This is a genomic window from Nitratireductor lacus (assembly GCF_056431025.1).
Genome location: NZ_JBWKMB010000021.1, coordinates 1 through 12,070, shown reverse-complemented (window position 1 = coordinate 12,070; position 12,070 = coordinate 1). Strand labels below are relative to the sequence as shown.

Annotated in this window: 16 protein-coding genes; 7 read left to right on the top strand and 9 right to left on the bottom strand. The window is 62.0% G+C overall.

All coding sequences use genetic code 11. The annotated features are described in order from the left end of the window. Nucleotides 1-53 precede the first annotated feature (53 nt). The 3 genes from AC07E3_RS17000 to AC07E3_RS16990 all read right to left on the bottom strand — a co-directional run bounded on the left by AC07E3_RS17000 (nucleotide 54) and on the right by AC07E3_RS16990 (nucleotide 1,426). On the bottom strand, nucleotides 54-407 hold the full coding sequence (locus AC07E3_RS17000; protein ID WP_478363525.1) for a hypothetical protein: 354 nt from the start codon (nucleotides 405-407) through the stop codon (nucleotides 54-56). Nucleotides 408-507: 100 nt separating this feature from the next. After that, nucleotides 508-924, bottom strand: a complete 417-nt coding sequence (locus AC07E3_RS16995) for a ketosteroid isomerase-related protein (protein ID WP_478363523.1) — start codon at nucleotides 922-924, stop codon at nucleotides 508-510. Nucleotides 925-976: 52 nt separating this feature from the next. Then, the gene (locus AC07E3_RS16990) at nucleotides 977-1,426 is read right to left on the bottom strand and encodes a YcgN family cysteine cluster protein (protein ID WP_065815340.1); all 450 of its coding nucleotides are present in this window, start codon (nucleotides 1,424-1,426) and stop codon (nucleotides 977-979) included. A gap of 184 nt (nucleotides 1,427-1,610) precedes the next feature. On the opposite strand from AC07E3_RS16990, the gene AC07E3_RS16985 reads away from it, so the two are divergent. Both AC07E3_RS16985 and AC07E3_RS16980 read left to right on the top strand, forming a co-directional pair. Continuing rightward, nucleotides 1,611-3,536: an OmpA family protein gene (locus tag AC07E3_RS16985; protein WP_478363521.1), complete on the top strand. Its 1,926-nt coding sequence runs from the start codon at nucleotides 1,611-1,613 to the stop codon at nucleotides 3,534-3,536. A gap of 175 nt (nucleotides 3,537-3,711) precedes the next feature. Beyond that, nucleotides 3,712-4,581: a dihydrodipicolinate synthase family protein gene (locus AC07E3_RS16980; protein WP_478363519.1), complete on the top strand. Its 870-nt coding sequence runs from the start codon at nucleotides 3,712-3,714 to the stop codon at nucleotides 4,579-4,581. Between the two features lie 75 nt (nucleotides 4,582-4,656). On the opposite strand, the gene AC07E3_RS16975 is transcribed toward AC07E3_RS16980, so the two are convergent. Next, entirely contained in the window at nucleotides 4,657-5,361 is a 705-nt protein-coding gene (locus AC07E3_RS16975) for an orotate phosphoribosyltransferase (RefSeq protein ID WP_007007494.1), read from the bottom strand. Between the two features lie 174 nt (nucleotides 5,362-5,535). On the opposite strand from AC07E3_RS16975, the gene AC07E3_RS16970 reads away from it, so the two are divergent. The 4 genes from AC07E3_RS16970 (at nucleotide 5,536) to AC07E3_RS16955 (ending at nucleotide 8,398) form a co-directional block, all read left to right on the top strand. Continuing rightward, nucleotides 5,536-5,922, top strand: a complete 387-nt coding sequence (locus tag AC07E3_RS16970; RefSeq protein ID WP_322338717.1) for a YciI family protein — start codon at nucleotides 5,536-5,538, stop codon at nucleotides 5,920-5,922. Continuing rightward, complete coding sequence (locus AC07E3_RS16965; protein ID WP_478363517.1) at nucleotides 5,919-7,172, top strand: RNA polymerase sigma factor; 1,254 nt, start codon at nucleotides 5,919-5,921, stop codon at nucleotides 7,170-7,172. Before AC07E3_RS16970 ends, AC07E3_RS16965 begins: the two co-directional genes overlap by 4 nt. Nucleotides 7,173-7,270: 98 nt before the next feature. Further along, on the top strand, nucleotides 7,271-7,690 hold the full coding sequence (locus AC07E3_RS16960) for a VOC family protein (RefSeq protein ID WP_065814875.1): 420 nt from the start codon (nucleotides 7,271-7,273) through the stop codon (nucleotides 7,688-7,690). Nucleotides 7,691-7,963: 273 nt separating this feature from the next. Beyond that, the gene (locus AC07E3_RS16955) at nucleotides 7,964-8,398 is read left to right on the top strand and encodes an FKBP-type peptidyl-prolyl cis-trans isomerase (protein WP_065814874.1); all 435 of its coding nucleotides are present in this window, start codon (nucleotides 7,964-7,966) and stop codon (nucleotides 8,396-8,398) included. 62 nt (nucleotides 8,399-8,460) lie between these two features. Here the strand turns inward: AC07E3_RS16955 and AC07E3_RS16950 are convergent, their stop codons facing one another. Beyond that, nucleotides 8,461-8,886 (bottom strand): VOC family protein, encoded by a 426-nt coding sequence (locus AC07E3_RS16950; protein WP_336067783.1) that lies wholly within the window; start codon nucleotides 8,884-8,886, stop codon nucleotides 8,461-8,463. A gap of 134 nt (nucleotides 8,887-9,020) precedes the next feature. Here AC07E3_RS16950 and AC07E3_RS16945 point away from each other — a divergent pair, with 134 nt between their 5' ends. Continuing rightward, on the top strand, nucleotides 9,021-9,617 hold the full coding sequence (locus AC07E3_RS16945) for a TetR/AcrR family transcriptional regulator (RefSeq protein WP_336067781.1): 597 nt from the start codon (nucleotides 9,021-9,023) through the stop codon (nucleotides 9,615-9,617). Nucleotides 9,618-9,621: 4 nt separating this feature from the next. Here AC07E3_RS16945 and AC07E3_RS16940 read toward each other — a convergent pair whose 3' ends face one another. The 4 genes from AC07E3_RS16940 to AC07E3_RS16925 form a co-directional block, all read right to left on the bottom strand. Further along, nucleotides 9,622-10,332, bottom strand: coding sequence for a DUF599 domain-containing protein (locus tag AC07E3_RS16940; RefSeq protein WP_336067780.1), 711 nt, complete (start codon nucleotides 10,330-10,332; stop codon nucleotides 9,622-9,624). Nucleotides 10,333-10,655: 323 nt separating this feature from the next. Continuing rightward, a complete protein-coding gene (locus AC07E3_RS16935) occupies nucleotides 10,656-10,949 on the bottom strand; it encodes an HlyU family transcriptional regulator (protein WP_065814871.1) in 294 nt (97 codons plus the stop codon). Between the two features lie 81 nt (nucleotides 10,950-11,030). Continuing rightward, a complete protein-coding gene (locus AC07E3_RS16930; RefSeq protein ID WP_336067775.1) occupies nucleotides 11,031-11,450 on the bottom strand; it encodes a secondary thiamine-phosphate synthase enzyme YjbQ in 420 nt (139 codons plus the stop codon). Nucleotides 11,451-11,518: 68 nt separating this feature from the next. Next, complete coding sequence (locus AC07E3_RS16925; protein ID WP_336067772.1) at nucleotides 11,519-11,812, bottom strand: GYD domain-containing protein; 294 nt, start codon at nucleotides 11,810-11,812, stop codon at nucleotides 11,519-11,521. Between the last annotated feature and the right edge of the window lie 258 nt (nucleotides 11,813-12,070).

Sequence of the window (12,070 nt, the reverse complement as noted above, 5' to 3'; positions counted from 1 at the left end):
CGGCGGCTTTTATGTTTGGATGGCAGATTCCAGGAAGTGTGGAACCGCTCCAATCAGCGAATCACCGGGCAGCGCGGCGCACGGGCAAACACCACGTGCTGACGTCCCCAGTGGGTGCGTCCGGCCACGCGGATGATGTTGCGGTTGGCCCTCACGACGCGGGCACGGCGCAACCCCATGCGTTCCGCCTTGCGAACCGCCTGACGCGGCGTGCAGGCACGATGATGGCGGCGAGGACGTTCGGCCCGATAGCTGCGTCCGCTATTGCCATAGACATAACCGCCCGATGGACCGCCAATACCAAAGCCGAAATAGAGACTGTCCGCCTGAGCCGTGGCGGGCGCTGCCGCCAGAGTGCCCAGCCCGATCATTGCGGAAAGAGTGGCGATCTTCAGTTTCTGAAACATGGTGCTCTCCTTGCTGGTTCGGGACCCTCACGCCCCTTCATGGAGATCACGATGTCAAACCGCGCCTGAACGGTTCGCGAATGTGCCGTTCATACCGTGTTCAGCGGCCCGCCGACAAAGCCGCAAGCCATTGCGTCCTGTTACGCTGCTCGGTGATGCGCGTGATTTCGCCACCGTCAATTTCGAAAAACATGCCACCCGGCAGCGCATAGGTCTGTCCCGTAGCCTCCGGCAGACCTTCCGCACTTGCCCGATAGGTGCCGCGGACGGTGAATTCCGCAGCCACACGCACGCCGCCCGGCGCGCTCATGACGGCAATGTCGGCAAGGCGTTCATCGAAATGTCGCGCCGCAAGCCCCAGATGCCAGCGCAGTTTCTCGCGGCCAATCTCCCTCTCGCCTTCAAAGGGATCATGCGCGACATCCTCGCTTACCAGCGCCAGCGCCGCATCGTGATCACTGGCATTCAACGCATCCAGATAGGATCGCACCAGGCCGGACGCCTCTTCGTTGGACATGCTCGTCGCTCCTCGTTCATCGCTCGTTCCGGAAAACAATCCCGCATCCCGTCTATGGTTCCTCATCCAGAATGAAGGCGAAATAATCCTCCACCTCGGCCAGTTCGTCCTCGCTCGCCTTCACGCGGCCACGCATGGAGATGCCGGCCTCGTGCACCGTGTTGGGATCGCCGGAAACAAGCGGATGCCACCACGGCAGTTCCTTCCCCTCCGCCACCAGGCGATAGCCGCATGTGCTGGGCAGCCAGGGAATGGTTCCCACATTGTCGGGTGTGAGCCGCACACAGTCCGGAACGCGCTTGAGCCTGTTCTGATAGTCGCTGCACCGGCATGTGCTGCCATCGAAAAGGCGGCATCCAACACTCGTCCAGTAAATCTCGCCGGTCTCCTCATCCTCGAGCTTGGCGAGACAGCATTTGCCGCAGCCGTCGCATAGAGCCTCCCACTCCCGGTCGGTCAATTCCGCGAGCGTCTTGGTCTTCCAGAATTCTTTCGTCGTCATGATCGAGCTTTGGACCGCCACGCATCGCGCGTCAAGCGCCGTTTCAGGCCGCATTTCCGCCACGCCCCCGCCACCATCACGCCATGGTTTCACACGCTCCGGTATCAATCGCGCGGAAAAGGGAACCGAACGTCATCGAAGCGGTTAAGCCGGCGATGGGACGCCTGCACACAGGAGAAAATCTATGTCGACGCGAAAGCGGATCATGACGACAACCGCCCTTGGCCTGCTGATTGCCGCCACGCCGTTGGCGATGCAGCGGAGCCTCGCAGCCGAGCGTTCAACCGGCACGGTGCTTGCACAGGCCGAAAAGCCCGAAGGCATGACGGAAGAGGCCTGGCGCGCGCTCTTGAAGAAGCGCGGCGGCGAAGCTCAGGAAGAAGAGGCGCCGGCTGAAGAAGAAGCTGCTCCGGCAGCCGAGCCGGAGGAAGCACCGGAGGCAGAAGCCGCCCCGCCAGCGCCCGAACCGGAGCCCGCCCAGCCTGCCGCCGGGGAGGAAGTGCCCGCAGAGCCCCCGGTCGAAACCCCTGAAGACACGGAAAGCGCTCCAGCGATGGAAGAGCCGGCCGAGCCGGAGAGCGAGGCTGCGCCAGAGGAAGTCCCTGCCGAAGCCGAAGCACCGGAAGAGCAGGCTCCCGTCCCGGTTGAACCAGAGGCCGAAGAAGAAGCGCCCCCGGCGGAGGATGCTCCTGCCGTGGAAGAGCCCGCACCTTCACCTGCTGAGGATGAAGGCACCGAAGAACCGGCGCCCGCTGCCGAGCCGCCTGCCACAGAAACGGAGAAGACCGCGCCGGCCGCCGGCGAGCAGCCCGAGGCAGAGGGCGAAGCTGCCCCGCAGGCACCCGAAACCACGGAACCGGTTGATGAAGAAAGGCCGGCAACCGATACGGAAGAGCCGCAGGAAGAACCGGAAGCAGATGCCCGGCCTGAACAGCAGGACTCCGAGCCTCAGCCTGAAAACGCCGCTCCGGTTCTCGACAGTGAAAAGGAGCCGGAGGCAGGTGGCGAAGCACAGCCCCGCTCCGAAACCGAAGCACCTGAGGCAGACGGCGCCGAGGCTCCCGCAGAAGCACGCAGGGCACCTCCCCCCGAAAGCGATGCCGAGGCGCAGGCAGATGCTGTCGACCCGGAAACGCTTCGCACCGAGATCCGCAATATCCTTGAAGAGCAGGGTCAGCGCATCGAGATGGGCGCCACCCGGGAGGAACGCAGCGAGCGCCGGCGTGAACTTCGCCAGCGGCGCGAGGATGCCGAGGTGCTGCGTGAATTCAACGACAACCGCACCATCATCCAGATCAACAATCAGGTGTTCGTTGAAAGCCAGGACAGCGACCGTCTCATCCGTGACGATGACGAGGTCTTCTACGAAGAGCTGCCGCGCGGTCGCGTGCGCGAGGTTGTCACGCGGCCCAATGGCGTCCGCCTGATCACCGTCCGCAACCGCTATGGCGATGTCATCCGCCGCGTGCGCATCGCGCCGGACGGGCGTGAGCAGGTTCTCGTTTTCGTGCCGGACGAGCGGCTGGACACGGTCGACCGCTGGCGCGACCCGGCCCGCGACCTGCCCCCGCTCCGGCTGACGATCCCGGTCAGCGACTACATTCTTGAGGCCGAGCAGGTTGAGGATCCCGACCGTTATTACACCTTCCTGGAGAAGCCGCCGGTCGAACGGGTTCAGCGCATGTACTCACTTGAAGAGGTGAAGCGTTCGGCGCGTGTGCGCGACATGGTGCGCCGTGTCGATCTCGACACGATCGAATTCGCTTTCGGCTCGGCCGATATCGAAGAAAGCGAGATAGACGAACTCGAGGCAATCGCCACGGCGATCGAGCGCATGCTGGACGAAAACCCGGCCGAAACCTTCCTGATCGAAGGCCACACGGATGCGGTCGGTTCGGACCTGGCCAATCTGGCACTGTCAGACCGTCGAGCCGAATCCGTTGCCCGCGCTCTGACGGATGTGTTTGGCATCCCGCCTGAAAACCTTGTCACACAGGGCTATGGAGAGCGCTATCTGAAGATCGATACCCAGGAGCGCGAGCGCGAAAACCGGCGCGTGGCCCTGCGGCGGATCACCCCGCTTGTCGCCCCCGTCGCCAGTGCCAACTAACCCGTGAGCGCTTTGCGCCTGGTGTCTTGAGAAAGGGCAGGCGAAAGGAGCCCGGCCGGACGTTCCCTCCTCCGGCCGGGTTTTCGTTCTGGCATTGCGTACAATCGCTTCTGGAGTTTCCAGCCAGAACCGGAATGCTTTAGACAACAGTGCATATATTCAAAGGAGTTCTCCCGTGACCTCGACGCGCCTGGGCGGCGTTATCGCCGCCGTTCCCACCCCCGTGACAGAAAACGGCGAGCCCGACACGGCACGTTTTCTGCGCCATGCGAAGTGGGCCCTCGACAATGGATGCCACGCCTTGAATGTCCTTGGCACCACGGGCGAAGCCAATTCGTTCTCACCCAGACAACGCATGGCGCTCATGGAAGCCGCCGCCAGCGCTCTCGATCGCACCCGGTTGATGGTGGGCACGGGAACCCCTGATCTGGAGACAACCATCGCACTCACCCGCCGTGCGCACGAGCTGGGCTTTGCCGCCGCGCTCGTTCTGCCACCCTACTACTACAAGGGCGTCAGCGACGACGGCCTGTTCGCCTGGTTTGAGCGCCTTGTCGCAGCCACGTCCGGCAACACCATTCCCATCTATCTCTACAATTTCCCGCAGATGACAGGCCTCACGTTCTCGCCGGCTCTCGCCCGGCGTCTGAAAGAGGCCTTTCCCGACCGGATTGCCGGTGCCAAGGACAGCTCGGGCGATCTCGACTACGCATCGGAACTCGCCAGGATCGACAGTTTCGATGTCTTCCCGAGTAACGAGGCCGCACTTTCCAGGGCAGAAGCGGAAGGCTATGCCGGCTGCATCTCGGCCACCGCCAGCGTGACCGCACCGCTCGTCGCCAAATTATGGGCCGAGCCCACCAACGACGACGCGCTTGAAGCCGCGTCGAGCGCCCGCACCGCGATTTCCGCGCAGCCGCTCATTCCCGCCGTAAAATACCTGACGGCTAGGCTGCACGATGATACCGGCTTCGCTCTGCCGCTCCCGCCGCATATACCGCTTACCGACGCGCAGAAAGCGGCCCTGGACGAAATCCCTCTCTAAAACAGCGAAACGGCAGCTCCGCATTGCGGAACTGCCGTTTTTTTACTGGCACCGTGCGAAGCGAATGGCTGCGCGTCAGCCCGCCTTCTCACCCAGTTCCGAGATGCCGCCATTGGCCGCAGACCATTCGAGCGGCTGGTTCAGGAACTTCTCCACCTCATCGAGCGTCTTCTCGTCGAACAGTTTCTCCGTACGCGCAACCTGCAGCACGTCCCACCAGGTGGTGAGATAGTGAAGCCGCATGCCCGCATCCTCCAGCCGCTTGGGCGTATCCGGAAAAATCCCGTAGTAGAACACGGCAAATGTGTCGGTCACTTCAGCGCCCGCCTTGCGCACCGCCTCGGCGAATTTCAGCTTGCTGCCGCCATCCGTGGTCAGATCCTCCACCAGGAGCAGCCGCGCACCCTCGTTCAGATTGCCTTCGATCTGCGCATCCCGGCCAAAACCCTTGGGCTTTTTGCGCACATAGAGCATGGGCAGGCCGAGCTTGTCGGAGAGCCAGGCGGCAAACGGGATACCCGCCGTCTCACCACCGGCCACCGCATCGAACTTCTCGAAGCCGGCATCACGCAACACGACTGAGGCCGCGAAGTCCATGATTGCCGAGCGAATACGCGGATAGGAAATGAGTTTCCGGCAATCGATATAGACCGGGCTCTTGAGCCCCGACGTGAAGGTGTAGGGCTCATCGGCCCGGAAATGAACCGCCTTGATCTCGATCAGCATCTTGGCCACGGTCTCGGCAATCAGGGCGCGGTCGGGGAATGTGTTGGCGAACATGGCTGGCTCTCGTTTGGTGACGCGGCTTTCAGCTATCAGGATTGAACGCCGGGCGGAAGTTTTTCCGACAATATTCCGGTGGATGGCTTTGCACCATCCGCCCCACAATTTTCTCGACGCATCGTGTCGGAATGCGGCAAGGTTCGCCGTCTTCCAATCGAGAAAGGAACCGGAATGCTCTACGCGATTCTCTGCTATCACAATGAAGACGTCGTCATGTCCTGGTCCCAGGAAGAGGACGATGCAGTGCTTGCCAAGCGCCGGCGGGTTCAGAAGGAGCTTGTCGATACGGACCGTATGGGGCCGGCAATCCGGCTGATGCCCACCTCCGCGGCAACGACGCTCCGCGCTTCCGGTAACGAGCAACTGGTGCTCGATGGCCCCTTTGCAGAGACCAAGGAACAGTTACTCGGCTTCTACGTCGTCGATTGCGAGAACCTGGAAGAGGTTGTCGATTTCGCCAAACGCATGAAGGAAGGCGAGAGCGTGACCTTCGAAATCCGTCCGGTGCAGATTTTTGAGAAAGGCAACCTGCCTGAAAGGGAACCGTCCGCCAAATGACCGAACTGGCCTGGATCGAGAATGCACTGACCAGCGCGCGCCCGCAGGCAATGGGCGCACTCCTGCGCTATTTCCGCGACCTCGACCGGGCCGAAGAGGCTTTCCAGGAGGCGTGTCTCCGGGCCTTGAAGAACTGGCCGGTCAAGGGTCCGCCGCGCGACCCGACCGCCTGGCTGATTTTCGTCGGCCGCAATGCGGCACTCGACGGTGTGCGGCGCGACAGCCGCAACACCGCATTGCCGCCCGAAGAAAGGATATCGGACCTCGAAGATGCCGAGGCCGATATGGCCGAGCGGCTGGACGATGCGCATTACCGGGACGACATCCTGCGGCTGATGTTCGTGTGCTGCCATCCCGACCTGCCCGCGACCCAGCAGGTGGCGCTTGCATTGCGCATCGTCTCAGGTCTGAGCGTGCGAGAGATTGCGAGTGCCTTTCTGGTTGGCGAAAAGGCGATGGAACAGCGCATCACCCGCGCCAAACGCCGGGTCGCCGAGGCGAATGTTCCCTTTGCCGCACCCGACGCCGTCGAGCGCTCGAAGCGGCTCGGCTCGGTCGCCGCGATGATCTATCTGGTCTTCAACGAAGGTTATTCGGCGACCAGCGGCGCGGACGTCGTGCGCGCCTCGCTATGCGATGAAGCGATCCGGCTTGCCCGCCTGCTGTTGCGGCTCTTCCCCTCCGAACCCGAGATCATGGGGCTCCTCGCCCTGATGCTTCTCCAGCACGCCCGCAGCGCCGCACGCACGGATGCGGACGGCAATGCCGTCCTGCTTGATGACCAGGACCGCACGCTCTGGAACCGCACCGGCATTGAGGAGGGTCTGGCCCTGGTGGAGAAGGCTCTACGCCACGGACGGCCCGGCCCCTATCAGGTGCAGGCGGCGATTGCAGCACTTCACGCGCGCGCCCGCACGCCGGAGGAAACCGACTGGGAGGAGATAGATCTCCTCTACCAGATGCTCGAAAGCCAGACCCCCTCACCCGTCATCACGCTCAACCGTTCCGTTGCCATATCGAAAATCCGGGGGCCTGAGGCCGCGTTGCAGCTGATCGCCCCTCTTGCCGAGCGCTTGTCCGGCTATTTTTATTTCCACGGCGTGCGCGGCGCCTATCTGAGCGAGATGGGGCGCACGGAAGAAGCACGCGAAGCGTTCGACCGTGCCATCGCGCTCGCCCGCACGCCGGCCGAAGCCGCGCATATCCGCCAGCACCTCGACCGGCTGGCAGTGAAAACCCGGGCCATCTGAACACGCTGAAAAAAATCCGACAGATTGTCGGGGCAGCCGGTCGCCATTCGTCCTGATGACAAGTCCCGATATCCGGGTCTTGCCATCAGGAGAAAATCATGTCCGAAACACATGTCGTTGCAGATGAACAGGAAATGCCGAAGACACTCGGAGGCGTCGTCCCCTATCTCATGGTTGATGGCGCCTCGAAGGCCGCCGAATTCTACAGGCAGGCCTTCGCTGCCGAAGAAGTTTTCCGCCAGCCGGAAGACGAGAACGGCCGCACCATGCACATTCATCTCTACATTCACGGCGGTTCGCTCATGCTGAGCGACGCCTATCCGGAATATGGACAGGAATTACGCGACCATGCCGGATACACGCTGACCCTCGCAGTCGAGGATGTCGACGGCTGGTGGGCGCGTGCAGTCGGTGCCGGCATGGAGGTCGTCATGCCTCTGGAACGCATGTTCTGGGGAGATCGCTACGGCCAGCTCCGCGACCCGTTCGGCGTGACCTGGGCCATCGTCGGGAAGTAACCCCGCGTCCCGGGAGCGCTGGCTGACCTTCTCTCGCGGCGCATGGCCCTTCCCCAGGTGCTCCCCAGGCCCCGGGGCCTTTCCGTGCCGCGATGGGCGGCCGGGGACCAAAACATCCCCGGCCGTTTTCCCCCTGTCGCTTTACAGGAACGCCTGCCACGCACTAGGCTGTGTCGGCAAGGGATCGAGAGGCGTTGCCACATCCCTCTTCGCCGACGCAGAGCGCTATGCCGCGTCAACATCTTCTCACACAAAAGCGATTGAGAGACAGACATGAGCCAGGTCAAAAGCGGCGATGTCGTGCGCATTCACTACACGGGCAAGCTGGCCGACGGCACGCAGTTTGATTCCTCGGCCGGACGCGAACCGCTCGAGTTCAAGGTCGGCAGCGGCCAGATCATTCCCGGTCTCGACCGGCAGATTCAGGGCATGAAGCAGGGCGAGAGCGGTACCCTGAACATCCCCGCAGCGGAAGCCTATGGCGCACGCGACGAAAACCAGGTGCAGGTCGTGCCCCGCTCGGCGCTGCCGCCGGAGCTCGACGTGCAGGTCGGTTCCAACCTTCAGGCTACCACCCAGGACGGAAATCAGATTTCCCTCACGGTGGTCGGCGTGGGTGATGATGAAATCACCGTCGACGCCAATCATCCCCTGGCTGGACACGATCTCATCTTCGACATCGAAGTCGTCGAGATCGTCGCAGCCTGAATAGAACAAGACGGAAGCCGCCGGTGCGTCGGCACCGCGGCTCCCGGGTTCGCCATGCGGTCTTACTGCGGGATCGCGTCCGACGAATACTGATCCGCGAATTCCGCGGATGGCGGGATCGGTTTGATGACGTCGATCAGCACGCCGTTTGGATCGGCGGTGATGAAGTGACGCTGGCCGAACGCCTCGTCACGCAGTTCCAGCAGGACCGGAAGCCCCGCCCCTTTCAGCCGACCATATTCGGCATCCACGTCTTCTACCTCAAAGTTCAGGATCAGACCTGAAACCTGACCCCGTCCGCTCTCCGGCACCGTCGCATGCGTTCCGTCCAGAATGGCAAGATTGACGCCGGGGTCGTTCCTCGACTGGAGATGGACATACCAGTCCGCCTCAAAGGCGGGCTGAAAGCCGAAATGCGCGCAGTAAAACGCTGCTGTTTCGGCGACTTTGCCTGTCATGATGACCGGGTAATAGCTGGTGACTTTCATCCGCGTGGTTCCTGTTGGCGTTGCGCGCAACTGCATGTCCTGCTTCTCGCGACTGGTAAAACGCTTGCAATCGCCAGTCGCCGCTATAAACATACAGACTGCATGTATCATCGATTAACATACAGGCTGCATGTATGCAACAGGAAACAACCCGCCGCACCAACCGCGAACGCAGTGAAGAAACCCGTGACAGGCTCATTCAGGCCGCCAGACGCCTTTTCGTGGAAAAATCCTACGCGGAAACGGGAACGCCGGAGATTGTCCGTGAAGCCGGCGTCACGCGGGGCGCGCTCTACCACCACTTTGCCGACAAGCAGGCCCTGTTCGCCGCCGTCGCCGAACGCGAAGCAAGGGCTGTGGCCGAGGAGATCGAGCGAAACACGGTCGGCTCTCCGTCAGCCACCGCTTCCCTTATCGAAGGCGGGAAAGCCTATCTCAAGGCGATGGCCGAACCCGGGCGGACACGCCTTCTGCTGCTTGATGGGCCTGCCGTTCTTGGCAGAAGCGGAATGGATGACATTGACAACCGCCACGGCAACAGGACCCTGCGCGAGGGACTGCAGGCGGCCATCGAGGCCGGGCAGATCCGCAGATTGCCTCTCGACGCATTGACGGGCCTGCTGGGCGCGGCATTCGACCGGGCGGCACTGGCGATCGATGCCGGTGCGGACGCCGCTGACTATCAGGCCGGCCTCGCCGGCCTGATCGAGGGGCTGGCTCCGGCCTCGTAGGCGCTCATTTCTTCTCCTTGCCCGCCCTGCCCCCGGCATCCCGCGCCGGGTTGGGAACCTCGACCTTGAGACCGGCAACGAGTTCGCGCGCCGCTGAAAAGAACTCCCGGTAGAGGATCGAGACAAAGAGCAGAACACTGACGCCGATGGCCGCCCAACCGGAGACGAACCAGGCAATCATGCCCAGTGAGAAGTAATAGGCTCGGATGCCCTGGTTGAAATTGCGCGCCGCAATCGTGTTGAGCGCGGCCATGACGTAGATTTCCTCAGGGTCGCATTCATCCGCCTCGTCCGCCGCCCCGAGCATGATGCAGAAATGGTTGAACTGCCGCAGCGACAGCGTGAAGGACAGGAACGCCATCACGAACATCACGAGAAACAGCACCAGGTGCCGCTCAACGGCCGCTTTCGAAATGTCCTGCGCAGGCTGCATGACCGAGACAGCTTCCACCACGGCGCTGATCTGGCCGAACACCGCGATCAAGGCCAGAATGATGAGCACGGTGGTTGAAGCAAAGAAGGAGACCGCCCCCATGAGATTGCCCGAAAGGATTGCATCCATCGGCGTCTCGCGCCGCACCGCATTGCGCACCCAGCGATGGCGCTGCGCCCCCATGATGATGGAAAGCGAGGGCCGCCGCTTTTCCAGCCAGCTTGCAAAGACGGTGTAGAACCCCCAGCAGAAAATGGGAAAAAGCGATGCAGCGAGTGTCAATATGAAAGCCTTTGAGCCCTGTTGACCACGAACGGCAAGTCTGACCGAACCGGTGCCGATGGTCCAGTCACCCAGCGCTTTTTGAGCATCGGACCGAAAAGTGGAACCCGGGTTTTCGGGTTATTCCGATGCTCCACTAATAATTTCGATCGTCCTTTGTGCGTCCGGATGGACGCACGGCGATCTAGTGCATCGGACCGAAAAGTGGAACCCGGTTTTCGGGTTATTCCGATGCTCCACCAATAGTTTGGATCGTCCTTTGCACGTCCTGATGGACGCACGACGATCTAAAGACGGTGGGAGTCTGAAAGCTCCTCGCCCGGTCAGCCGAAAATCTGGTCGCCCTGTTCGTCGATGACCTGACGGCCCTTGCGGATAGCCTGTTCCGCGGCGAGATCAGCACTTGGAAAGCGGTCCGCGCGCACCAGACGGTGCTCCCGGCGAACGCCATCCACCTCTTTCCAGATCACCGCACATGTCTGAAACTGCCCGCCCTCGGAGAAAGGCGTCGGCTGGATCATGAATCCCTTGTGCTCCACCGCGTCCCCCATGGGCTTGCCTTCACCCGCCTCGGATGTGCCCGCTCCACCTCCAAACAGGCGCTTTAGAAATGACATGCGCTTACTCCCGTTGTTGTCGTAGCTTATCGCGTTTTACCCTCACCCGCACGCCGGTGAAACAGGAAGAACACAGCTTGTTCAGGCGAGATGCAGAACCACGTCGCGCCTGTGCGGATGGACCCGGTGCTCGAACAGATAAATTCCCTGCCACGTGCCCAGCGTCATCCGGCCGTTCATGACCGGTATGCCGATGGAGGTTTGTGTCAGAGCCGCCTTGATATGGGCCGGCATGTCGTCGGCCCCTTCAATACGGTGAACCACCCACGACATGGAGGTATCGGTGGATGGCGGCACGAGCCTGCTGAAAAAGGCCTGCAGATCCCGCTTCACATCCGGGTCGGCGTTTTCCTGAATGATCAGCGAACAGGATGTATGCCGAACGAACAGCGTCAGGAGACCGGCATCGACGCCCGCCTCCCTCACGAAACGGTCGACCCTGTCGGTGAACTCATAGAGCCCCGTCCCTGCAGTCGAAACGGAGAGGATCGTCTGTTGCATAATGCCGTCGTGCCCCCGGGGAGCAAACCTGTCAAGCTCAACCGGGAAAGCTAGGTTGAGGACTCATCCTAGCCAAGCGAACTGATGATCTCGATATAGGCCGCTTCCGGAAACGCCTTCATCACCTGTGTACGAACGTTGCCACCCATGCCGATGGTGAGCGCAAAGCGCGCCGCAACCGCGTCGTCTGGAGCCTCCGCGACGGCGACCATGTCATGGGCACCCATGGTGAGATAGAACGCTCTGAGGGTTCCGCCCATCTGTGAAAGCACGGCCTTTGCGGCCTCAAGCCGCTTGGGCGATTCCTTCACGCTCTTTATGCCCTGGTCGGTCCAGTTGAGCAGAATGATGTAGGTGGTCATATCGCACCTCCCTCCGGCAGGGAGTCCGCAAGGGGCATCCGCGCCGGTCAAAGCGCCCGCACCGCCATCTTCAAGTCTGCTCCCCTGTCCTTCAGGCCGCAAGCCTGGAATTCGGGGTAAGCCAAAACCATCCGGACAGGAAAAAGCCGGGCACGAGGCCCGGCTCAGACTGCTGACAAACCCCTGGCATTTGCCGGGGGTTTTTGATTCACTGGGTCATGTTGAAGACACCGGCCCCCGAACAGACAGCGCTCGAGA